The organism is Nibribacter koreensis (genome assembly GCF_039541795.1).
Taxonomy (GTDB): Bacteria; Bacteroidota; Bacteroidia; order Cytophagales; family Hymenobacteraceae; genus Nibribacter; species Nibribacter koreensis.
Genome location: NZ_BAABGX010000002.1, coordinates 1,058,263 through 1,081,714 on the forward strand (window position 1 = coordinate 1,058,263; position 23,452 = coordinate 1,081,714).

General features: G+C 49.4%; 20 protein-coding genes. 4 read left to right on the forward strand and 16 right to left on the reverse strand.

The window, feature by feature from the left end; all coding sequences use genetic code 11:
* Positions 1–14: 14 nt before the first annotated feature.
* Entirely contained in the window at positions 15–1,511 is a 1,497-nt protein-coding gene (locus ABD880_RS11800) for a lipopolysaccharide biosynthesis protein (RefSeq protein ID WP_345166224.1), read from the reverse strand.
* A gap of 160 nt (positions 1,512–1,671) precedes the next feature.
* Positions 1,672–2,454, reverse strand: a complete 783-nt coding sequence (locus ABD880_RS11805) for an enoyl-CoA hydratase/isomerase family protein (RefSeq protein WP_345166227.1) — start codon at positions 2,452–2,454, stop codon at positions 1,672–1,674.
* 228 nt (positions 2,455–2,682) lie between these two features.
* Here ABD880_RS11805 and ABD880_RS11810 point away from each other — a divergent pair, with 228 nt between their 5' ends.
* Complete coding sequence (locus tag ABD880_RS11810; protein ID WP_345166229.1) at positions 2,683–3,123, forward strand: hypothetical protein; 441 nt, start codon at positions 2,683–2,685, stop codon at positions 3,121–3,123.
* A gap of 220 nt (positions 3,124–3,343) precedes the next feature.
* On the opposite strand, the gene infB is transcribed toward ABD880_RS11810, so the two are convergent.
* From infB to ABD880_RS11835, 5 genes are all read right to left on the reverse strand, one after another.
* The gene (infB, locus tag ABD880_RS11815; RefSeq protein WP_345166231.1) at positions 3,344–6,520 is read right to left on the reverse strand and encodes a translation initiation factor IF-2; all 3,177 of its coding nucleotides are present in this window, start codon (positions 6,518–6,520) and stop codon (positions 3,344–3,346) included.
* A 168-nt stretch (positions 6,521–6,688) separates the two neighbouring features.
* The gene (nusA, locus tag ABD880_RS11820) at positions 6,689–7,954 is read right to left on the reverse strand and encodes a transcription termination factor NusA (protein ID WP_345166232.1); all 1,266 of its coding nucleotides are present in this window, start codon (positions 7,952–7,954) and stop codon (positions 6,689–6,691) included.
* An 8-nt stretch (positions 7,955–7,962) separates the two neighbouring features.
* The gene (locus ABD880_RS11825; RefSeq protein ID WP_345166234.1) at positions 7,963–8,436 is read right to left on the reverse strand and encodes a ribosome maturation factor RimP; all 474 of its coding nucleotides are present in this window, start codon (positions 8,434–8,436) and stop codon (positions 7,963–7,965) included.
* A gap of 196 nt (positions 8,437–8,632) precedes the next feature.
* Positions 8,633–10,792 (reverse strand): ferrous iron transport protein B, encoded by a 2,160-nt coding sequence (gene feoB / locus ABD880_RS11830; RefSeq protein WP_345166237.1) that lies wholly within the window; start codon positions 10,790–10,792, stop codon positions 8,633–8,635.
* Between the two features lie 3 nt (positions 10,793–10,795).
* The gene (locus ABD880_RS11835) at positions 10,796–11,029 is read right to left on the reverse strand and encodes a FeoA family protein (protein ID WP_066507943.1); all 234 of its coding nucleotides are present in this window, start codon (positions 11,027–11,029) and stop codon (positions 10,796–10,798) included.
* A 165-nt stretch (positions 11,030–11,194) separates the two neighbouring features.
* Here ABD880_RS11835 and ABD880_RS11840 point away from each other — a divergent pair, with 165 nt between their 5' ends.
* Positions 11,195–11,941 carry a Bax inhibitor-1/YccA family protein gene (locus tag ABD880_RS11840; RefSeq protein WP_345166242.1) on the forward strand — a complete coding sequence of 249 codons (747 nt, stop codon included), beginning with the start codon at positions 11,195–11,197 and terminating at the stop codon, positions 11,939–11,941.
* Positions 11,942–12,229: 288 nt separating this feature from the next.
* Here ABD880_RS11840 and ABD880_RS11845 read toward each other — a convergent pair whose 3' ends face one another.
* Entirely contained in the window at positions 12,230–12,700 is a 471-nt protein-coding gene (locus tag ABD880_RS11845) for a hypothetical protein (protein WP_345166244.1), read from the reverse strand.
* A 13-nt stretch (positions 12,701–12,713) separates the two neighbouring features.
* Positions 12,714–15,182, reverse strand: a complete 2,469-nt coding sequence (locus ABD880_RS11850) for a bifunctional UDP-N-acetylmuramoyl-tripeptide:D-alanyl-D-alanine ligase/alanine racemase (protein ID WP_345166246.1) — start codon at positions 15,180–15,182, stop codon at positions 12,714–12,716.
* A 244-nt stretch (positions 15,183–15,426) separates the two neighbouring features.
* Here ABD880_RS11850 and ABD880_RS11855 point away from each other — a divergent pair, with 244 nt between their 5' ends.
* Both ABD880_RS11855 and ABD880_RS11860 read left to right on the forward strand, forming a co-directional pair.
* Positions 15,427–16,329, forward strand: coding sequence for an EamA family transporter (locus ABD880_RS11855; RefSeq protein WP_345166249.1), 903 nt, complete (start codon positions 15,427–15,429; stop codon positions 16,327–16,329).
* 139 nt (positions 16,330–16,468) lie between these two features.
* On the forward strand, positions 16,469–16,900 hold the full coding sequence (locus ABD880_RS11860; RefSeq protein ID WP_345166252.1) for a hypothetical protein: 432 nt from the start codon (positions 16,469–16,471) through the stop codon (positions 16,898–16,900).
* Between the two features lie 216 nt (positions 16,901–17,116).
* Here ABD880_RS11860 and ABD880_RS11865 read toward each other — a convergent pair whose 3' ends face one another.
* The 7 genes from ABD880_RS11865 to ABD880_RS11895 all read right to left on the reverse strand — a co-directional run bounded on the left by ABD880_RS11865 (position 17,117) and on the right by ABD880_RS11895 (position 23,342).
* Positions 17,117–17,974: a hypothetical protein gene (locus ABD880_RS11865; protein WP_345166255.1), complete on the reverse strand. Its 858-nt coding sequence runs from the start codon at positions 17,972–17,974 to the stop codon at positions 17,117–17,119.
* 134 nt (positions 17,975–18,108) lie between these two features.
* Positions 18,109–18,960 (reverse strand): acyl-CoA thioester hydrolase/BAAT C-terminal domain-containing protein, encoded by an 852-nt coding sequence (locus ABD880_RS11870; RefSeq protein ID WP_345166257.1) that lies wholly within the window; start codon positions 18,958–18,960, stop codon positions 18,109–18,111.
* Between the two features lie 71 nt (positions 18,961–19,031).
* Positions 19,032–19,544: a Crp/Fnr family transcriptional regulator gene (locus ABD880_RS11875; RefSeq protein ID WP_345166260.1), complete on the reverse strand. Its 513-nt coding sequence runs from the start codon at positions 19,542–19,544 to the stop codon at positions 19,032–19,034.
* Between the two features lie 164 nt (positions 19,545–19,708).
* Complete coding sequence (locus ABD880_RS11880) at positions 19,709–21,214, reverse strand: alpha/beta hydrolase (RefSeq protein ID WP_345166263.1); 1,506 nt, start codon at positions 21,212–21,214, stop codon at positions 19,709–19,711.
* A 77-nt stretch (positions 21,215–21,291) separates the two neighbouring features.
* Positions 21,292–21,816: a DUF2867 domain-containing protein gene (locus ABD880_RS11885; RefSeq protein WP_345166266.1), complete on the reverse strand. Its 525-nt coding sequence runs from the start codon at positions 21,814–21,816 to the stop codon at positions 21,292–21,294.
* Positions 21,817–22,032: 216 nt separating this feature from the next.
* Positions 22,033–22,638: a hypothetical protein gene (locus ABD880_RS11890; protein WP_345166267.1), complete on the reverse strand. Its 606-nt coding sequence runs from the start codon at positions 22,636–22,638 to the stop codon at positions 22,033–22,035.
* A 113-nt stretch (positions 22,639–22,751) separates the two neighbouring features.
* Positions 22,752–23,342 carry a hypothetical protein gene (locus tag ABD880_RS11895; RefSeq protein ID WP_345166270.1) on the reverse strand — a complete coding sequence of 197 codons (591 nt, stop codon included), beginning with the start codon at positions 23,340–23,342 and terminating at the stop codon, positions 22,752–22,754.
* Positions 23,343–23,452: the final 110 nt, after the last annotated feature.

Here is a 23,452-nt window from a genome sequence, read left to right on the forward strand (position 1 = left end):
GCTAATATACAAAATTATCTATTTAAGGCACGAAGCGCTGGCCTCTCCACCACCCACACCACGGCTACAAAAACCGCGCATAGAGCCAAGTGGTATACCTGCCTGATCCAGAAGTTATCCAGTTCCCACGCTTGCGCCAGCCAGATAAGTCCAGAGGCCAGTAGCAAATACCCGAAGATGGCCTTAAGGGGATACGGCACTGGAAAATACTTCTGCCCAATCACGTAACACACCACGGCCATCAAGAAATAGCACAGAAAGGCCGCAATGGCACTGCCCATGTAGCCCAGCACCGGAATGAGCAGAAAGTTGGCCACCACCGTCACTACCGCCCCGAAAATGGTGATGTAGGTACCGTAGTAGGTTTTATCTGTGAGCTTGAACCAGACCGTGAGGTTGTAATACACCCCATTGAACAGATAGGCCAGCAACAGCACTGGTACAATCTCCAACCCCGTCCTGAATTCCTTCCCGAGGAAATACTGGAAGATGTCTAGGTTAGCGCTGATGCCTAGATAGGCCAAGGCGCAGATAATGACAAACCACCGCATGACCATGGCAAACGTCTGCGGCGAGTTCTTGTCCTGCGCCTGCGAAAAGAAGAACGGCTCTGCTGAATACCGGAACGCCTGAATCATGAGGCTCATCATAATAGCCAGCTTGTAATTGGCCCCAAACACGCCCAAGGCCTGCTCATTGGTAGTGCCGGGATAAAAGCCTTCGGGAAGCCACTCGTCCAGCATGATTCTGGAAAGCATTTCATTGGTAGCCCCGGCCAGGCCCATGATGAGAATAGGGAACGCATAGACCAGCATGGGTTGCATCTCAGTCAGGGCCAGTCTGAATTTAAAGTCCCTAAACTGTTGCCAGAGCATGGGAATGAAGAGCAGGTTGGCCACCATGTTCACCACAAAAATATAGCCTACGCCCAAGTCAGGATTGTAAATGGCTTCTACCATTGGCCGCAGTTCCTGCAAATACTTGCCCTCATACACGTGGCGGCAGAACAGCAGAAAGAACAAATTACCGCCAATGACCAGAAAGATGTTGGTCAACCTGATGATGGCAAAACGGGCGGCTTTGTTCTCTAGCCGCAGACGGGCGAAGGGAATGGCCACTATGGCATCTACCGCAATGGTGATGCCCAGCCAAATGATGTACTCTGGATGCTCTGGGTAGCCCAGGCTGGACGCAATGGAGGAATTGAAGATAAGCAGAAGCGCCGTGAAGGTGAGACTGGTAGTAAGTACTAGCGTTTGCACTTTCTGATAAAGCTCTTTCCGGTCTGCCCCTTCTTTGTTGGCATACCGGAAGAAAGCGGTCTCCATGCCATAGGTATAGACGATGTTCAGGAACGCGACAATGGCATAGAGCTTGGTCACCACGGCATACTCCTCCCGCAGGAAAATACCCGTATACAGCGGCACCAGCAGGTAATTCAAGGCCCTGCCCACAATACTGCTTAAGCCATACGCGGCAGTCTGACCCAGGAGTTTTTTAGCAATGCTCATGTAGGCAATTGGTATGGTAAGAACGGCAGAAGCATAGGCATTACTTGAAACTCTTTTGGGCTAGGCACAGGTACTCCCGTTTTTGGCCTCTTTTCCAGAAATCAGGCTAAAAACGGGAGTAAGATTAATTCTAGTATGTACTGATTCTCTGCTTGGAGAATTATTCGCCTTTAAAATGAGGCTTGCGCTTTTCTAAGAAGGCGCTGGTGCCTTCCTTGAAGTCATCTGAGCCACAGCACCGGCTAAAGGAGTTGGCCTCTGTCTGGTAGCCGTGCTCTTCTTTGTCATACCAGGCGTTTACGCAGTCTACAATCATGCCCACCGCCAGCGGCGCCTTAGAAATAATCTTATTCATGATCTCCAAGCACTTCGGCATTAAGTCTTCTACGGCGGTCACGTGGTTGACAAGACCTAGCTCTTTGGCCTCTAGTGCCGGGATAAGGTCACCGGTCATCATCAACTCCATGGCCTTGCCTTTGCCTACCAACTGGGTTAGGCGTTGCGTCCCGCCGTAACCGGGTATCAGTCCTAAGTTCACCTCGGGCTGTCCGAAGCGGGCGTTCTCACTGGCTACTCTAATATGGCAGGCCATGGCTAGCTCACACCCTCCGCCCAAGGCAAAGCCGTTCACCGCGGCAATCACGGGCTTAGGGCATTCCTCAATCATAGAGAAGACGTCCTGTCCGCGCTCGGCAAAACGACGGCCGTTCACCTCGTTTAGTTCAGAAATCTCAGCGATGTCTGCGCCAGCCACAAAGGCCTTCTCGCCGCTTCCGGTCAAGATGACACCGCGCACGTCTTCATCGTCATACACCTCTTGCATGGCCGTCTGAATCTCCTGCACCGTCTCAATATTCAAGGCATTCATTTTGCTGGGTCTGTTCACGGTAATGAACAAAATGCCGTCCTGGTTGTCTAACAGAAGGTTATTATAGTGCGCCATGGCTTAAATTCTAGAATATGTCTTTTTCAAAACGAAAGGCGCAAATATAAACAAACCCCACAGATATATGGGCATCTGGCACAAGACAAAAAAAGTAGGGGAAACACCTGAGGGAGAAGACAATGAACTGAAAATTCTTTCTTTACTTTACATACCCCCAACCGGAACTGTTGCGTTTTACATACAGTTTACTCCCTACGTATCTCCATCTCACACCATTACTTAAGTATGCGTATTTTTTTCAGACAGATAACGCTGGCAATTATCCTGCTTTTGACCACGGCGGTGTTTACAGAAGTGGCGGCCCAGCAAACTAAAAAGAAGAGCAAAGCCAAAAAAGAAATGCGGCGCAAAGGCCCGGACGGAAGAATGCGCGGCGCGGCTCCAGACGGCAACGGTGACCGCAAGATGCTGCTGGAGCGCGAGCAGGCCATCGCTCAGGCCAAGGCCAACGGCGGCGTGTACAACGGCCCGCGTCTGGCCATTGCTAAAAACACCTATGACAAAGGCAAAGGCGGCTTCTCGCAGGGCAAGTATGTTAACAAGACCAATTACGCCAAGACCAAAAAGTCTAAAGGCCCCAGAAAAGTGATAGACCTGGACAACCCCAACGGCAAGCTTTACAAGAAAAGCCAGAAGAAACGCAACAAGACCTTCTTGTTCTTTTAGTCTTTACAAAGCATCTTTCATAGAAACCGCCTCTCCTGCTTAGCACGAGAGGCGGTTTTGTTTTAGACTTTTATTTTGCCTAAAATCAGTTCTATCGTTTTGGGCTTACTTTCTGGAAAACAGGCCAAAAACGCTCTAATATCCTGTATCTCAGTAGGACATAAAAAAACCGCCCCACCTTTGCAGGCGGGGCGGCAGTATTTCACTATATGCATTCTACTTATAGAGTACGTTTGATTTCGCGCTCTTCGTAGGCTTCAATCACGTCACCTTGTACCAAGTCATTGAAGTTCTTGATACTGATACCGCACTCGTAGCCGGTACGCACCTCAGAGACATCGTCTTTGAAACGCTTCAGGGCCAGGATTTCACCAGAGTGTACCACGATACCGTCACGTACAATTCTGATCTTAGAGTTACGTGTAATCACGCCATCTGTCACCATACAGCCGGCAATGGTACCCACCTTGGTGATTTTGAACACCTCGCGTACTTCTACGTTGGCGGTCACTTCTTCTTTCACCGTTGGTGCCAACATACCTTCCATGGCGTCTTTCAGCTCATTGATGGCGTTGTAGATGATAGAGTACAGACGGATGTCAATCTCTTCCTGCTCAGCCAGTTTACGGGCATTCACAGACGGTCTCACCTGGAAACCAATGATAATCGCATCTGACGCCGAGGCCAGCAATACGTCTGTCTCAGAGATTTGACCCACCCCTTTAGACAAGATGTTCACCTGTACCTCCTCGGTAGACAGTTTCAATAATGAGTCAGAAAGTGCCTCTACAGAACCATCCACGTCACCGCGTACAATCACGTTCAGCTCCTTAAATGTACCGATGGCCAAACGACGCCCGATTTCATCCAAGGTGATGTGTTTCTTGGTGCGCATGCTCTGCTCACGCTGCAACTGCTGACGGTTTACGGCAATCTCACGGGCTTCACGCTCAGTTTCCATTACCACAAACTTGTCACCCGCCTGCGGAGCGCCGTCAATACCCAATACCTGAATCGGCATGGACGGACCGGCAATCTTATGGCGTTTGCCTAGTTCATCGGTCATGGCTTTCACGCGGCCGTGGTGTGAACCAGCTACTAGGATGTCACCAATCTTCAACGTACCCGTCTGCACCAATACCGTGGCTACATAACCTCTACCTTTATCCAAGGCGGCTTCAATCACGGTACCTACGGCACGGCGGTTAGGATTGGCTTTCAGCTCCAATAATTCAGCCTCTAGCAATACTTTATCAAGGAGTTCATCAATGCCTTGTCCGGTCTTAGCGGATATTTCCTGGCTTTGATATTTACCACCCCATTCTTCTACCAGTACGTTCAACTGGGCAAGCTCCTCACGAATCTTGTCTGGGTTGGCCGTTGGCTTGTCAATCTTGTTAATGGCGATTACAATTGGAGAGCCTGCCGCTTGCGCGTGGTTCAAGGCTTCCTTGGTTTGTGGCATTACGTTATCATCTGCCGCCACCACAATGATTACAACGTCTGTAACCTTGGCACCACGGGCACGCATGGCGGTAAAGGCCTCGTGACCCGGTGTATCCAGGAAGGTGATGTCTTTACCGGCCTCAGTGGTTACCTGGTAGGCACCAATGTGCTGGGTGATACCCCCGGCCTCACCGGCAGTTACCTTAGTTCTTCTGATGTAATCCAGCAAAGAGGTTTTACCATGATCCACGTGACCCATGATGGTCACAATTGGAGCGCGTGGCAACAAATCTTCCTCGGCGTCTACTTCCTCAATACCCGTGTTCTCTTCTTCCTCAGCCGAAGCGAACTGAATGTCATAGCCAAACTCATCTGCAATGATGGTGATGGCCTCGGCATCTAGACGCTGGTTGATGGACACGAACATGCCCAGGTTCATACAGGTCTTGATTACCTCATTGACGCTCACGTCCATTAAGGCGGCCAAGTCATTGGCAGACACGAACTCTGTTACTTTTAGAATCTTAGATTCTAATTGCTCCTGCATTCTGCGCTCATCTGCGGCATCTGCCACGGCAGAGCGTTTCTCTCTACGGTATTTAGAACGGTTTCCTTGGTTACCGCCTTTGCCACCGCTCAGACGGGCCAATGTAGCCTTAATCTGATCCTGGATTTCCTTATCCGTTAGCTCAGCTCTAGGTTGAACTGGTCCACCTGGACGTCCGCCGCCACCGCCTGGACGGTTGCCTTGGTAGCCGCCGCCTGGACGACCTGGTCCACCGGCTCCTGGCTGACGATTAGCCGCCTGACCTGTTCCCAAAGGACGGGTGCTGTTGGCTCTGTCACCGGCGCGGTGTGGTTGTGGTGCGTTAGGATTAGTATTGGCTGCGCCCGAAGTACCTGGTTTAGGCACTTCAATGCGCTTGCGTTTCTTTTTGTCTCCGCCTTGTCCTGGCTGGCCACCTGGTTGGTTGCCTCTGCGGCGCTCGTCAGACGAGGCCACTGGCTTACCGCCTTTGCCACGACCACCGCTCACTGGCAATTGAATCTTACCTAGAACCGTCAAACCTTTCAGTTGATCGGCTTGGGCTTTGATGGTGCCTTGCGGGGTGGTGTCTGCGTCAGCAGAAGGAGCTTCTGGCGCGCTTGGGGCGGCCGGCGTAGCTGGGGCTTGAGGTGCAGCGGCTACGGGAGCTGGCTTTGGCGCTTCAGCCGCAGGGGCTGGCGTTGGGGCCGGGGCAGCCGGAGCAACAGGTGTTACAGGTGCTGCTGGAGCTGGAGCTGCTGGTTTCTCTGCCACTGGCGCCGGGGCCGGGGCTACTGGAGCGGCCGGGGCTGGCGTTGGGGTTGGAGTTACAGGCGCCTCAGGTGCTGAAGCCGCTGGCGTTACCGGAGCCGGTGCAGCTGGAGTAGCTGCAACTGGTGCTGGTGCCGGAGTTGGCGCCGCGGCTGGCTTTTCTGCTACCGGGGCAGCAGGCTTCTCTGGTGCCGGAGCTGCGGCCGGAGCCGGCTTTGGCACTGGACGGCCTTTGGCATCCAGGTCAATCTTGCCTAGTACTTTAAACCCTGGCAACGTAGCGCTGGAAGCAGGTGCCGGAGCTGGCTCAGCAGGCTTTGGCGCCGCTGGCTTCTCTGGCTCTGCCGCCGGCCGTACCGGGGCACTGTTTTTAATGAGCATTTCGGGCTCTGGGTCCTGGGCTTTCTTAGGTTCTGGCTTCTCCTCTGCTCCGGCCGGCTTCTTCCCGATGTTCAACTCAGCTGCCTCTGCCTTGGCTTGCATGGACGAGGCAAACTCTTTAGACAGCATATTGAACTGCTCTGGGGTAATTTTTGAAGTAGGTTTATTCTCGACATCCACTCCCTTTTTTTCCAGGAACTCTACTACCGTAGAGGTACTGATGTTCAAGGTGGTGGCTACCTGTTTAAGCCTCATCGTTCTTTCTTCTGACATGCTCAATATGCTGTTGTTTTTATTTGGTTCTGTTTTGATTACGTGACTCTTTTATGATGGTGTGGGTTTGCCGGTACGTTTTCACGTTTTTGACCTGTTTTCCAGAAATAAGGCCAAAAACGGCACCCACTCCCCTAGGTCAAATAATCTGGCACAAGTACCACGCCACTAGTTGGTTTCTTCTGATTCTGACTCTGACTCAAACTCTGAGCGGATGATGTTCAGCAGGTCCTCTACAGTTTCTTCTTCAAGCTCTGTACGACGCACCAAATCCTCTTTGCCCACAGCCAAAACGCTACGGCCAGTGTCCAGGCCAATGCGCTTCAACTCATCAATCACCCAGCCTTCAATCTCATCTGTAAACTCGTCCAGGCTGATGTCTTCTTCAAACCCTTCGGTTTCTCTGAATACGTCAATCTCCAAGCCCACCAATTTACTGGCTAGTTTAATGTTCTGTCCGCCTTTACCAATGGCCAATGAAACCTGGTCTGGCTTCAAGAACACTGATACGCGTCCGTTTTCTTCATCTACTTTGATAGAGCTAATCTTGGCAGGGCTCAACGCCCGCTGGATGTACAGCTCCATGTTATCTGTGTAGTTGATAACGTCAATGTTTTCGTTCTCCAGTTCGCGTACGATGGTATGGATACGAGATCCTTTCATACCCACGCAGGCACCTACCGGGTCAATACGGTCATCATACGACTCTACCGCTACCTTGGCGCGCTCGCCTGGCTCACGTACAATCTTCTTGATGGTGATAAGGCCGTCAAAGATCTCTGGCACCTCATTCTCAAACAGACGCTCCAGGAACTGCGGAGAAGTACGAGAAAGAATGATTTTTGGGTTACCGTTGATGATTTCCACACGCTGCACCACCGCTCTTACCACGTCACCTTTGCGGTAACGGTCTTTAGGGATTTGCTCCGTTTTAGGAATCAGCAGCTCATTGTCTTCTGAATCCAGAATCAACACCTCACGGTTCCACACCTGATATACTTCCCCAGAGATGATTTCACCCACCTGGTCTTTATATTTTTGGTACAGCAAGTCTTTCTCCAGGTCTTTCACGCGCTGGATCAAGGTCTGGCGGGCAGTCAACACCGCACGTCTACCAAAATCCTCTAGCTTGATCAACTCAGAAACCTCTTCGCCTACTTCAAAGTCAGGCTCAATCTTGATGGCCTCAGAGAAGGGAATTTTGTCTGTGTCCCAGATATCCTCTGAGTTGTCATCCACAATCTCGCGGTTACGCCAGATTTCCAAATCACCTTTTTCTACGTTCAGGATGATGTCGAAATTCTCGTCTGTTCCCCACTTCTTTCTGATCATGGTGCGGAAAACGTCTTCCAGAATCCGCATCATGGTAGGGCGGTCAATGTTCTTGAACTTAGCGAATTCCGCAAACGATTCAATCAATACTGAACTATCCATGTCTTATCTTATTTAAAAGAGATTACAATCTGCGCTTTCACAATATCACTGTAGGCCACGTGCACGGGCTCCAGCATAGATACTTTATGTTTTACTTTCACTTCTTCGGCAAATAGGAAACCATCTTCCATGGCGTCCTTAATCTCACCTGTTTTCTCCACACCGTCCGCTAATTTCAGCTTTACGTTGCGGCCAATGTTACGGGTGAACTGACGCGCCGTGGTCAACGGAAAATCTACGCCCGGGCTGGACACTTCAATCACAAAGCTGAACTCCTCGCCCATGGTTTCCTCAATCTTCTTGGCCACGCGGCGGCTAATCTTGGCGCACTGGTCAATGCTGATGCCCTGGTCACCGTCTGCCAGAATAGTCACTTTGGGCCGCACCGGAGAGTCTGACACCGTCACAGATACCAGAAAAAGGTCTGGTTCTGGCAGTGCCTCCAACGCGAAGCCTTCAATCATTTTTTCGTCTAGAGCCATTTTGCAAACAGGGTAAGAAATAAAAAGGGGGACTATCGCGTCCCCTTCTTTGCTCTTTAATCGCACAAATGTACAAATAAATCATCTAAAACACAAGCACTGGCCTATATAGTACATAGACAGCACTTGGTTATAAAAATAATTTTTATCGTTTTGGGCCTCTTTTCTGGAAAATACCCCAAAAACGGAAAGGTCTTTAGGAGAATAGCTGGAAGACGGCAAATGCAGACACGTAGGCCAGGCCCGTCATGTAGAGCATCTGCAAGATGGGCCATTTCCAGCCTTTGGTCTCACGGTACACCACCGCTATGGTGCTCATGCACTGCATGGCAAACACGTAGAAAATCAAGAGTGAGAAGGCCCGGGCCGGTGTGAAGAACGGCTGCCCGAATTCGTCTTTCTGCGCTTTCAGTTTCTCCTTGACGGTGGCAATGTTCTCAGAATCACCTACGCTGTAAATGGTGGAGATAGTCCCCACAAACACCTCACGCGCGGCGAAGGACGTGAGCAAGGCGATGCCCAGCTTCCAGTCATAGCCCAGCGGACGGATGGCCGGTTCAATGAACTTCCCAAACTGCCCGGCATACGATTCCTCCAGCTTCTGACCGGCAATGTGCGCCTCTGCGTCCTGCTCTGCCAGTTTCTGGGCTTGGGCCTCTACCGTGGCTCTCTGCTCGGCTACCTGCATGTTGTTGCCCGGCCCGTAAGAAGACAGCACCCAGAGAATGATGGAGATGGCTAGAATGACTTTACCCGCCTGAAACACAAAGGCTTTCACCTTCTCTACAATGGTAAGGCCCACGTTTTTCCAGCGGGGCATTTTGTAGGTAGGAAACTCCATAATGAAGTAACTACGCTCTTTGGTACGCAAGACCATTTTCATAAGCGCAGCCGAGAAAATAGCCGCCAGGAAGCCAATCAAATACAAGCCCATCAGGACAATACCCTGCAGACTCAAGACACCCAACACGTAGGTTTCTGGTACCACCAGCGCAATCATGACTGTATAAATGGGCAGACGCGCCGAACAGCTCATGAGCGGCGTCACGAAGATGGTGATGAGGCGGTCTTGGAAGGAGTCTATGTTACGCGTGGCCATGATGGCCGGCACGGCACAGGCCACACCCGAAATCAAAGGCACTACGCTCTTACCGTTCAACCCGAACTTGCGCATAATCTTGTCCATCAGGAAGGTCACTCGGGCCATGTAGCCCGATTCTTCCAGAATGGCGATGAAGGCAAACAAAATGGCAATCTGGGGCACGAACATGAGTACGCCGCCCAAACCGGCCAAGACGCCCTCGGTGAGGAGGTCAATCAAGGGGCCTTCTGCTTTGCTTTGAATCCAGGAATTCAGCGTGGCTATGCCCAGGTCAAGCATGTCCATGGGGTAGCTGGCCCAGGCAAAAATGGCCTGGAACATCAAGAACAGCACCCCGAAGAAAATCAAGTAACCAAAGACCTTGTGCGTCAGAATCTGGTCCAGCTTGTTGCTCTGCTTCTCGTTGTTTTCGGCTTTGGTGACTTGCATGGCGTCCAGGAGCATCTCATTGATGCGCATATAGCGAGCAATAGTCTCGTTGGCCTGCAGGGTGTTGGATTTGAAATCGTATTTCTTGACCAGTTCAGCTATGTATTCTTTGTCATCCTCAGACAGAAACGACAGCTTCTGGTACTGGTGGGCGTAGTGCAGGGCCAGGTAGTCATTGCTCAGTTCAAAGTAGTAACGAATCTGGCGCACCATCACCAGCAGGTCTTCGGGTATCTCAAAGAAAGACGACGTAGACACCTGTAAGGGCTGGGACAACAGAATCTTGAGCGCCGCAATACCGCTTCCGTTACGGGCATTCATGGGCACTACGGGCACACCTAGTTCGCGTTGCAGTTCTTCTATGTCAATGGAAATGCCATGCTTTTCTGCCAGGTCCATCATGTTCAAGGCCAACACCGCCGGAATCTTCAAATCCGCGAGCTGGGTGAACAAAAGCAGGTTGCGCTTTAAGTTAGAAGCGTCTGCCGTGATGATGAGGGCGTCTGGATAGAAGTCTGATTTTTTGTTGTGGAGCAGGTCAATGATTACCTTCTCGTCTAAGGACTTGGGGTAGAGGCTGTAGGTGCCGGGTAAGTCTATGACCTGCGCGCGCAGGTTGGGCGTCAAGTGCGAGATGCCTGTCTTCTTGTCTACCGTTACACCCGGAAAGTTGCCCACCTTCTGGTTTAAGCCCGTCAATTGGTTGAAGAGCGAGGACTTTCCCGAGTTGGGATTCCCGATCAACGCAATTTTGGCGACGCGCTCTGGTGCGTCTGCAGAAATGGAGGAGGCAGCGGCGGGGGCCGGCGCAAGAACTTGAGACATAGACTAAGCCTTTAGCATGATAGTAGCAGCTTCGTCTAAACGCAGGGACAGGGTGTAATCGTTCACGATGATGGTAATGGGATCCCCCAGCGGCGCGCGGCTGTTCAGCTTCACTTTCTCACCAGGTATACAGCCCATCTCCAATAATTTCAGAGACATTTCGGGGTCATTTAAACAACAGATGACGCCGCTTTCTCCAATCTTCAAATCCCGAACGCTCTTTTGCTCGCTTTCCACCTGGCCTGCTTTTATTTAGACTTGTTATAAACAGTTGCAAGGTACTAGGTGTTCCGGTTGAATCCAAAAAAGATGCGCTCTTTCCGTATTTACACCTGCTTTTGCAACACATAATTGTTTTTTGACGGGCATTTCTCTAAATTTCACCTAGATAAAAGAAAAACTATGTCATTATTCAGCTCTAACAACCCAACCCTTAAAGAAGAAGCCTTTGTCTCTGCGGCAGGCACTGAGGACATTGCCGGTGCAGGCGTCATGACCTTGCAAGGCACCATTGCCAAGTCGGCCATCTTGTTTGCCGTGGTGGTGGCGTTTGCCCTGTTTTCATGGGAGTTCCTGCAGTTTGTGGGCGAGCCCTTACCGTTCATGATTGGCTTGCCGGTGGTAGGCTTGGGTCTGGTGTTCCTGATTTCATTTAAGAAACACCTGGCCGCGTACATAGCGCCTGTCTACTGTGCCATTCAAGGTTTATTTTTGGGCACCATCTCTGGCATTCTGGAGATAGCGTACCCGGGCATAGCCAACCAGGCCATGTTGCTCACCTTCACAGTGTTTGGCGGCATGTTGCTTTTGTACAGCACCCGCGTAATTAGAGCCACTGAGCGCTTTAAGTCCATCATCATGACCGCCACTCTGGGTATCTTTGCCTACTACATGATTGCCTTGGTGCTTGGTTTCTTTGGTATTGAGGTGGCTTTGATTCACAGCAGTGGCATGGCCGGTATCATCTTCAGTCTGTTGGTAGTGGTGATTGCCGCCATGAACCTCATCTTGGATTTTGACACCATTGAGCACGGATCTCAAATGGGCGCGCCTAAGTACATGGAATGGTATGCGGCCTTCGGATTGATGGTAACCTTGATCTGGCTGTACCTGGAGATTCTGCGTTTGCTTTCTAAATTAAGAAGATAAGAATCTACTCTTTTGCGGCCAACGTACATACAGTAGTACCAAATTTCTACTGCTATGCCCAAGACCAAGAAAGAACAGAAGAAGGAGGACCCTTGCTGGAAAGGCTATGAACAGGCCGGCATGAAAGACAAAGACGGCAAGCAAGTCCCCAACTGTATAAAGAAGAAGTAACACAAAGAAGCCTTGACCCAACGGTCAAGGCTTCTTTTATTTTAAGCCTTTTTTGGCCTCATTTCCAGAAATGAGGCCAAAAAAGGCTACTCGTTATAGAACACGCCCAAAGGATATTTATGGAATTGTTTCTATACCTGAGAATTTAAACAAACCATTAATTTTCTTAAAATGAATAGCAATGGAAGCACCCTCATGCCCTGGCGCATATTCTCCCGGTTGCAAGATGGTAATTATGGCGCTGATATCAGAAGAAGGATGATTCTCCTTATGTAATCTGATATCATTCATTTGCCGGGCTCTTGCCCAACTTTCAGAACTAGCTATGGCCCTCAATTTTCTGGAGTGGAATTTTCTCCTGCTCATCTTTTGTGCGTTTGGTCCGGGAGGCGTCCCGGCATCACAAACCAGACACCAAATCTCCTTTGAGGCTATCTTCTTAAACTCAGCGTAGTTAAGGCTCTCAAAATTTCTGAACACTTCATCTAACGCTTGTCTTATTTGCACGCTGTCAGATAAACTGATGGACTGTCCATAAGAGAGGTGAGTACAAATCAGGAAGCAAGCAAGAAGTAATAATTTCTTCATCAGGCAGTCCAGCTTACTCGTTGTAAAACACGCGCTTGACGCGGGTGCTTACGTTGGTGAGCAATTCATAGGGAATGGTACCAATGCGAATGGAAAGCTCCGTCAACGGCAGTTCCTTCCCGAAGACCAGCACCTCTTCTCCCGCCTGCACGTCTACTCCAGTCACGTCTATCATGCACATGTCCATGCAGATGTTGCCGATGATGGGCACGCGCTGTCCGTTCACCTGCACCTCGCCCACCCCGTTGCCAAACCGGCGGTCATAGCCGTCTGCGTAGCCAATGGCGATGGTAGCAATGACTTTGTCGGTATCGGCTACACCTTTGCGGCTGTAGCCTACGGTATCGCCTTTAGTCACGCGCTTTACTTGGGAGATGGTGGTTTTGAGCTGGCCCACGGTCTGCAGCCCCTCCTGCTCGGTGCCCGAGGACTCTATGCCGTACAGCCCAATGCCCAGCCGCACCATGTCAAAAGCGGCCTCCTGTCCAAAGCGCACAATTCCTGCCGAGTTGAGGATGTGTTTGGTCACGTGATAGCCTAAGGTGCTTTCCACCTGCTGGGCCATTTGGGTAAAGGCGGCAATCTGCTGTCTGGAGAAATCATTGTACAGGGCTTCATCGGCGCCGGCCAAGTGACTGAAGACGCTTTCTACCTGCACGTGCGGCACTTGCACCAATACCTCTAGCGCGTCTGCCAATTCGGTCGCGTCAAAGCCGAGGCGGTGCATGCCGGTGTCCAGCTTTAAATGGATGCGGGGCGTTTTTGGACTGTTTTCCGGAAAATAGTCCAAAAACCGATGTAGCAGGTCCGGAGAGTAAATCTCGGGCTCCAGATTGAATTGTTGCATCTTCAAGAAGCTATCCGCGCTGGGGTTCATGACCATGATGGGCAGGGTGATGCCGTGCTCGCGCAAGGCCACGCCCTCGTCTGTGTAAGCCACGGCCAGGTAATCCACGCGGTGAAACTGTAAGAGATTGGCAATCTCATAGGAACCCGCGCCGTACGCGAAGGCCTTGACCATGACCATAATTTTGGTCTGCGCCGACACTTTGGAGCGGTAGAAGTTGAGGTTGTGCACTAGCGCGTCCAGGTTCACCTCCAGCACCGTGCCGTGCACCTGCTGCTGCAAAGCGGCCACCACCTTCTCAAACTGGAAGACGCGCGCGCCCTTCACCAAAATGGTTTCTTGCCTAAACGTCTCGGGCCGCAGTTGTCCCAAGAAAGAATCTGTCCCGAAATAGAACTCGCTGCCCGCCGGGAACAGGTGCTGGTTCCTACTAATCACATCGCCAATGCCAATGACCCGGTCCACGCCGTGCGCCTTGACGTCATAGGCCACCTGCTGGTAGAGCGTTTTCTCGTCCAGACCGGCTTCCAGCAAATCAGAGAGGATTAAGGTCTTTCTGCCGCGGCGCGCTTGCTGGGCCAGCACGTCCAGGGCAATTCTTAAACCCGCCAGGTCATTATTGTAAGTGTCATCAATCACGTAACAGCCGTTGATGGCCTCTTTGCGCTCCAGGCGCATGGCCACGGGTACCAGGCGCTCAAAGGGCGTGCTCAGCTTTTCGGGTTGTAGGCCCAGGTACAGCAGAAGCGTGAGGCAGTGCAGAGCGTTCTCAAGGGAGGCGTCGTCGGTGAAAGGAAGCGTTAAGGAATGCTCCTGGTCCTGGTAATTGTAGGCTATCTTGGTTTTGTGGGTAGAAGTAGACTTGATTTTCACCTGCACATCGGCGGCATTGCCTTTCAGGCTCCACGTGAAGCTCGGAAGGTGTTGATGCTGGATGGTATGGCGCACCAGCTCCTGGTCAGAGCAGTAGATGAGTTGAGAGACGTCCTGGAACAAGAGCAGCTTCTCCTCCAGCTTCTGCTGGTCAGAGTCAAAACCCCCACTGTGCGCCGAGCCCAGGTTGGTGAAAATGCCGATGGTGGGCTGAATGACCCGAGCCAGTTTCTCCATTTCGCCGGGCTCAGAGATGCCGGCCTCAAACACGCCAATGGTGTGCGTCTCATTAATCTGCCAGACAGACAGCGGCACGCCAATCTGCGAGTTGTAGCTTCTGGGGCTTTTGACTACGCGCTCAGTGGGGCTCAACAACTGCGACAGCCACTCTTTGACGATGGTCTTTCCGTTGCTGCCCGTGATGCCCACCACCGGCAAATGATACTGGCTTCTGTGGAAAGCGGCCACGTCTTGCAGGGCCTTCACGCCGCTGGTCACCAAGAGAATATTTGCATCCTTGTGCTCAGGCACCCCGGCGAACGCGCCCAAGTCCTCCACTACAAACTGCCTGACGCCCTGTTCATACAGGCTGGCCACGTAGTCATGCCCGTCATGGAAATCCCCGCGTATGGCGAAGAACACTGACGTGGCGGCGTTGACCAGTTTGCGGCTGTCGGTGAGCAGGTGCTGGACCGGGTACAGCTGGGCCCATTGCACCACATACCCGCCGGTGGCCTGAGAAATTTCTTGAAGCGTGAGCATAGGCGTAACGTTAGTCAAAACCAAAGATACAAGAAGAAACAGGACACTGAGAACGTGTCAGAGGGGAGCACCCACTTCTTACCCACTTAAGGGCTGGCAAGTTTCAAAGCGGAGGAATGGCCTTGGCAAAACTTCTTACGCAGCAGGTAGAACCGTTTTTGGGCTGTTTTCCAGAAAAGAGGCTAAAAACGAGCCGTTGTCTGGGGCAAGCCCTACCTTTGTACTTTCTAAAGAACGACCGTACGTGAAAGTGAATAAATATTATGGCGCCGCTATCAGTGCGTTTATCATCTGGGGCTTCATCCCGTTTCCCCTAAAAGCCTTAGCCGACTACCCCAGCAGTCAGATTCTGTACTTCAGGATTCTGGTCTCCGTCCTGACCTTGATTGTGGTGTCCTTGCTGACGCGCCGCCAGCAGTGGAAGGAGACCAAAGCCCTATTCCAGGGCCACGCACCCAAGGAGAAGCGCAAATTCCTGGCGTTTACTTTGCTGGGCGGTTTGCTGCTCACGGTCAACTGGCTGGCCTTTATCTATGTGGTGAACCACGTGGACATCCAGACCGGCTCGTTTTCTTATCTGCTCTGCCCCATTCTCACGGCGGTGCTGGGTTTCTTGATTTTGAAGGAGCACCTGCGCGTCAACCAGTGGCTTTCCGTGGCCTTGAGTTTAATGAGCTGTCTCTTGGTGGGCACAGATTCGTTGACCAACCTGCTTTTCAGTTTGCTCATTGCCTCCTCGTATGCCTTCTACCTCATTACCCAGCGCCTGCTCAAGGACTATGACAAGATTGTGCTGTTGACCCTTCAATTACTGTTGGCGTTTTGCATCATCGGGCCCAGCTACTCTTGGTTTGTGGGCGCCGAGGCCGTGCCCATCACGGGGCATTTTGTGCGGCAGATTGTGCTGTTGAGCTGGGTGTTCACGGTAATCCCGTTGTTCCTAAACCTGTATGCGCTCAAAGAAATCAAGTCGGCGACTATTGGTATTCTCATGTACCTCAACCCCATCATCAACTTCACCATGGCCTTTGTTTATTTTAATGAAGTGGCTAGCACCCAAAAAGTTATCGCGTACGCGGTTATCTTTTTGTCGGTGATTTTGTACAACCTGCCCATAGGTAAAAAGAAGGTAGTGGCGGGGGCATAAAAAATATTTAAAAATTTTTCTGAGCCCATGCAACCAATCATCGGTTTGAGGGCTCTTCATAGTAAAGGCGCCCATTAGGGCACTTTTCAAGGAGATGTTTATGAGAAAAAGTCTTTGGTTGTTTTCCGGAATGTTAGCCATGGGTTGTACCCGGGCAGATGTTTCGCCGGGGACAGAAAAAGAGGGAACCTCCCCCAAGGTCACCTCTGGTACTGGCCAGACCGCACAACTCAAAGTAAAGCAGGTAGTCACGCTCAACCAGCTCTCTGTACAGCTTCAAAGTTTGCAAGACAGTAGATGCCCCATGAATGCCATGTGCATTACCCAGGGCTCTGCCATTGCCACCCTTGAAGTGAAGGACGCCGCCGGCAACAGCAAATCCCAGATTCTGTATCTGGGCGAGAAGCTGCCAGCCCCCAACAACAGAGGAGACCGGTCCGCCGACTCAGTGGAAGTATCCCTGGGCCAGAAGAACTACCGCTTGATTCTCCACTCCGTGGAACCGTACCCCAACACCTCTGCTGTGCCAGCAGAAACGCAGACCATCTCTGTGACGGTACGTTCCCTTTAGTTTGTCTTTATCGAGTTTATTGATAGAGGGTTGTTTGAAAGAGGTGAGCCCGCGGTCAAGGACCGCGGGTTTCGCTTTTCTAGACCTTTTGGTTTTGCCCGCTCTGTCATTGAATTGGATTGCTTATAAAACGAAGAGGCCCTGATGTACTTGCTACATCAGGGCCTCTTCGTTTTTGGCCTGTTTCCTGGAAAGTAGGCTAAAAACGATGGTAGCTTACTTTTCTATTACCTCCTCCAAATCAAACGTGAGCGTCTGGCCTTTGTAATTGACATATTCCATCCTGATGAAGCCATAGAATTTATCAAACCAGAAGGTATGCACAGACTTCCCGAAGGGGGCAGTTGATAGGGCCACTACCTTCCAGGCGTTTTTAAACTCCTTAAACTTGGTTTGTAGGTTTTCCTGCCCTTTGACTTGGTAGAAATTATGCACGGTGGTTTTGGCCCAATCTCCCCAGCCTTTGCCCGGGTATATTTCATTGCTCCAGGTTTTGCCTGACTCTAGCGGCAACTGCACATTAGGGAAGCCGGCCACCTCCGTGAAGTTAAATTGATTTTCCCGGAAGGGATGCATCCAAACCTCGGCGGGGGTTTCAATCACACCCGTAGTCTCCTGGGTGGTAATGCGGTCTAGGCTGGCGAACTTTCTGTTCACAAAATGCTTCCGTAAGGCCACTAGTTCTTTATCTGTCACCTCAAACTGCATGGCCATTTCTTCCTGCACGTCTGGCTGCGCTACCCAACTTCTTCCGGTGGCCATCATCCAGACTTTGCTGTCAGAAAGCAGGCTTCCGTCTTTGGCCTTATACACGGCTCTGTAAATATATTCCCGGCAGGGTTTAAAGATAACTTGCCCTTTGCGCCTCAGTTCGCCCAGCGTGTCTTTTCCATTCTCCCCAGACAAACTGTTGAGGTCAGTGACGGGTTGCTTTGTAAGGTCTGGTGTTTCTGCGTAAGGGCAGGGAATCTCTTTGAAACTATATGTGCGCGGTTCCTTGCAGGAATTGAACAATAGAACCAGCACAATAAGATAAATGTGGCCTACTATAATTGACTTCTTGTTTTGATACATGCTGTCGAGAATCTATTCCGTTTTTGGCCTATTTTCTGGGAAACAGGCTAAAAATGATGGTTGGTGTACGGCCACGCCTGAGGCGAAAAAAACGCGTTTATTTTATTTGCTGCTGCTTTGCTACGAGCAGACGTTTAGTTTACTGCAAAATTGTCTTCCAGAAACCTGAAGACCAGATTGAAGTGCTTCAACGGCTCAGCGTGCCTGCCTTTAACGGCCACATGTTCAAACTTGTGTTTGAATTTATGGCTTTTCAACCGATGCATCATTTTCTCAGACATGGGCGTGGAGGGGCAAATTTCGTCTTCTGTGGCTGAAACCAGAAGAACAGGGCCGTTGATGTGCTCCACTTTAATCAGGGCTTTCTGCTCTGCACTGGTGTCTTGCAACATTGCCTCAAACGCTCCCCGCAAGTTTCTCTGCATTAAAGAAGGAACAGCCTCTTCATTGACCGGTACGAAGGGCAGCTCTTTGCCTTTAAAGGTCCAGCAGGAGCTTGTGAAATGGTCTGTGTGTCCCGGAAAAACGGCATGGCTTGGCACAAGCCCGATGACGCACTTAATGTCATCATAATAACTGCCCAGAAGCAAGGCCAGGTCAGCGCCTCTTGACCCGCCAATGATGGCAACTCGGGCTTTGTTTACCTTTGGGTTTTCCCTTGCCTCGGCTATTGCACGGTACACATCTTCTAGCGCAATCTTGTCAAGGGTGGCTGGCGTCCCTTTGGCCCCAAAGTACCCGACGGCCAAGAAGGCGTACCCTTTCTCAATAAATTGGTTTCTCGTTGCTTTCCAGTAGTCGCTTGCCCAGGCGTTGCCGCCTTCTGAACCGCCAAGACCAACAATCAACGGTTGGTTCTCCCCTTTCCCTAGGTAGAGTATACTTTGGGTGTTGGCGGTATTTAAGGGTATCTGAGAAAAGGAACTGAAGGATAGCAGGACAAATACCATGAAAAGCCCTGCGCTGATTTTGTGTGTGTCTCTCATTTTCTTGGGTTTAACTGAAACACAAAACTGAGCTTTTGCCAGCCATAAAATTTTGACCTAGATCAAAAAGATCATTTCCTGGCCCGTATTCTGCTCAGCGTTTCTTGCGTAATCCCCAGATAAGAGGCAATCATGCCCAAAGGAATACGGTGGTAAATACCTTGGTACGTTGCACAAAAATGCAGATACTTCTCCTGGGCTGTGGTAAACCGCAGGGAGGTTATTCTTTCCATGAAATGCCCAAACACCGTACCCATGGAGAGCCTTGCGTACCGCTCCATTTCAGGGAAGTTTTCAAACAAGTACACCAGGTCATGCACGTGCAGGCAGAATACATCTGTGTCTTCAATGGCGTCAATGTAATAGATGTCAAGCTGTCTTTGCATGAAGCTTCTAGGCGAGTTTACCCATTCGCCTTCTTCACAGAAATATTCGCTTATCTCCTTGCCCTCTTTAATAAAATACCCACGAAGCAGGCCTTTCTGGATAAAGTAACTCTTAGTACAGACAGTGTTTGCGTCATGGACCAGTTCTCCTTTCTTGAAGGTTTTAAAGTGAATTCTCTTTACTAACTCACTTTTCAAGGCTGCAGTTAACCGTATATACTTTTCAAAGTGCTGGACTAATATGGCTTCCGGTTCGATACGTTGTTGGTTAAGGTTTGTCTCTATAAAATGTGTTCTTGTAGCCACCAGAGCCGTATTTAAGATGGGCACAGTGATGGCGTGGCTCCTCCTATTCTTGTCGTTTACTCATACCCGTTTTTCTTCAAGAACTCTTTCCTGAAGCTGGCCACTTGGCCAGAATACCGCCTGTCCCACCAAATGGTATGGGGCGCACCTTCAAAGGTGTGAAATTCTACCTCATTGCCTAGTTGCGTCATGGCTTCTACAAAAGCTTTTGCAGACGCATAGTCAACGCTTTGATCATGGGTGCCGTGCAAGATCAACATAGGAGGCAGGCCAGGCTTCAACAAATGCTGGGGTGAAATTTTCTTTACCTCGGTTTTATCTTTGAGGCCCTTGCTAATCCAATCTGTGCTACCGTCTGCATACAGGCTATACACGCCGGCATTTACTAACAGCAGATTGGGCACCGGGCTAATGCTCAACTTGTCACTGCGCTCATTTACGCTTTCTGCCAAAGCTGTACTTAAGACCAAGTGCCCACCCGCCGAATTACCAGTCGCTATTATTCTATTGGGGTCAAGGTTATAGGCATCAGCATTTAGTCTTAGCCACCGGATGGCGCTTCGGGCATCTTTTACGGCTTCAAAGGGCTTGGTTTCATGGCGGTCGGCTATTCTATATTCAACGGCTACCCCTACCCAGCCTTTCCTGGCATAATTGGCCGCGTTGTAGAAGTCCCACTCAGGCGTTCCCTTCGTCCAACTGCCACCGCTAAAGAAAACCATGACCGGACGTTTCGATTTTAGAGAAGCAGAATCTGGCAGGAAAATGTGCAGGTCCAGCGCCACGCCATCTACGGTTTTGTAAGTTTTAATGATATGCCCCTTGTAGGAGTTGGCGCTTTCTACGTATAGGCTGTCTATGGTCTTGACATGCACCTTATTTTGGCTGGTGGTTAGAAAGGTCTTCACCGCCTTTTCCATGTTTTTACTTCCCCAGTCCTCCAGATGCGCGCGCAGGTAATGGTACTGCCAATACTCCCGGCACTGCTCATTGGTAAAATACCTTGGGACCAAATTCAGGTAAGCATCCAGCCGCTTGTTGTCTGATTTTTTATACTGCGCCTTCTTGACTTCTTCTGTAGACTTATGCCGCAAGAAGCCTTCCACATAGCCCCTAAAGTCTTCGCTGGACAAAAGGGCAGGGTTGTTGAAATCCTCTAGATGCTGGTCTAGCCTGGTTTGTGTGGGCTTTGAAAGCTGTACTTTCTTAGAAGTGTGGTTTTCATGGAAGTACGGGTAGCTTAAGATGATGCCATCAAAGAAGTAGTCAATGTCTCTCAACTGGGTAGGAATAAAGGAGGCATCTATTGTTTGAAAAGGAGCGTCGTATTTTTGGGTAACCGTAACGAAAGGCTGTTTTAAAGAATCAATCTTGCTCAGAAACTGGGATTCCTTTAATGAATGAATAGCAGGCCTGTTCGGGTAGAAAAGCGCTTCAAACACCCGGCTCACGGATCTCATTTCTGCCTTGTACTCGTTGCGCAGAGAGTCAGCGGCCTGAGTATTCTGCCCGAAGCAGGTCATAACAGAAAGAGAGAAAAGCAGGGTTAGAAGTCTTTTCATAGGTAGGTTTAGGGAGTGGATAGTTGCTGCTTGGCTTGCCTAAGCAACACGCCTGCAAATAGCGGAAAGCATTTGGCTTACACAAGGTTAGCAGCAGGAAGCTGGCTATTTTCTATGCGCTCAATCATGCCCTTTAACATGCCTGGCACAATCCATTTGTGAAACGGCTTTACCAGAAAAAAATAAAACCGCCCGAAGCGATTATGAAAGGTGACGGCAGTGGTGATGGTGAGATGTTTCTGGCTGGTGCCATCCAGCAGGCTATCCACCAGCAAAGAGACCCTGAAGTCTAAATGCTTGTCGTCTTGCCCTACTACCAGCTCATTTTCTGTCTTATCATAGACCTTGAAAAGGCCCAGTTGCTGGCCTGGCTCAAAGGTTGAATTCTCTACCAGCTTCTGCCTGTCTAAAACTTCTCCTGAGGTTTTCAACCCAAACAGCTTAACCACTTTGTTCCTCAAGGCAAAAAGCGTGTCTGTTACGTTTGATTTGCGTGAGAAGAACATCCTTCCAACTTCTGTAGCGCCAATGGATGGATTGACATCAGAGAAAGCACCATGGTAGCTGTCAACGTAATCAAACAGGTGATCGTCCTTTTCCAATAGTGATGCGTCAGGTATTGTACTTGTATGGCTATGGATGATCATTTACTTGTTGATGGAGCAATTAAAACTCAACGTACTCGTATAAACAACGTGCTAGGCCGTCGGCCGTAGCATGGTGTTTATGCATTGTTGGCAGATGGCGTTTTTTCAACCACTATAAACCACCTTTTAAAAGACTTTCTACTTTTGACATAAGATAGTCAAGTTCTTCCTTTAAATTTTGTCCATGGCAATTTCTATATGCAATTTTAGACCCACAAAAGCAATTCTTATAGGGTCTTCCTCCAATATATATATATAATCTAATAAAAGAGATTTCAATTGCTGAAAGTGGTTAATTACTTCTAAAGCGGGTAATGGAACTGACATTTGTTCATCATCGACCCTCTTTCCATAAGTGTATAATTTTTCTGTTTTCTCACATAATAGAATAAAATCATCAACTAAAGGATTGTCGGTTATGTTGACCCTAATATTATCAACTAGTTGGCCATCAAAGATGAAATTGTTGTCCGAAACAAACATTCTCTGATTGGAACTAGATTCGTTAGGAGTAATATCTATCAAATCGCCATCCGGTGATTCCCATACAGCATGTCTTTCCCCTTCATAGAGAATTTCGGATTTATGAATTGTCCAACCGTAGTGAACATTTCCGCCGTCTCTTTTTACTTTTTCCTCAACATTCAAAAAGCAATTGTTTGGTTTTGAATATGGTTCAACAAAAATAGGAACTTGCTCCGGTTCATATTCGCTGCCAATTTTATCTAACAGTATGTCAATAAAATTTACTTTTCTTTTTGAATTCAAACCTTTCATCTGCTAATTCTATTCAATTTTTTATATTTCGCTTTCTGCCAACGGCTGGGCTAAACGACGGCGGAGGCCGTCGGCCGAGGCTGGCGTTTAGCTCTTGTTGGCGGACGGTCTTTTTATGCTTGTGCTGCGGCTTTCTCTTTTTCTACAACTCTATTGATTCTTGGTTGTAATACCCAGACACCTAATGGTAGAAAAAGAATAAGTATGAAATCGCTGAAGTAGTCCCCGAGGCTTGCCTCCTTTTTCATCTCTATTGACTTCAATACTTTTGCTGGAAAAGCTTGGTAATATAGAAAAGCAAAAAGCACATAGAAGAAAGGAAGTGCAGCAAGGCCAGTCAGAGTCATTCCTTGTCCGTCGGACAATATCATCAATGTTAAATAACCGCCAATCCAAGCAAAGAAATTTATCTGAAAGAAGGTGTTATTCACCTCAACCTTCTTAGGCAAAAAGTCTTGCAAGAAGTATCCAATTACAAACGGGTAGATGAAATAAATCAGAATACCTACCAAGTTTATTATCATGGTGGTTGTAGGGTCGTCATGGAGGGTTGTATTTGATAAAGCCATTCCGACTATTAGTATGATGAATATTTGCCAATTCTTAGCCCTTAATAGTATTTCCATTATATCTGATTTTATTCTATGACTGACCGCCAACGCCTGGATAAACGCACCAGATGCGTTTATTTCAAATATAGTCACAGAATTTAAGAGGTGCGTTTATTTCATAATTTTAAAAGCCAAAGCAATCAAAATAAGATAGTTACCCATCAAGCAAAAATCTTACACCTTAGAAAATTAATATTTAAGAA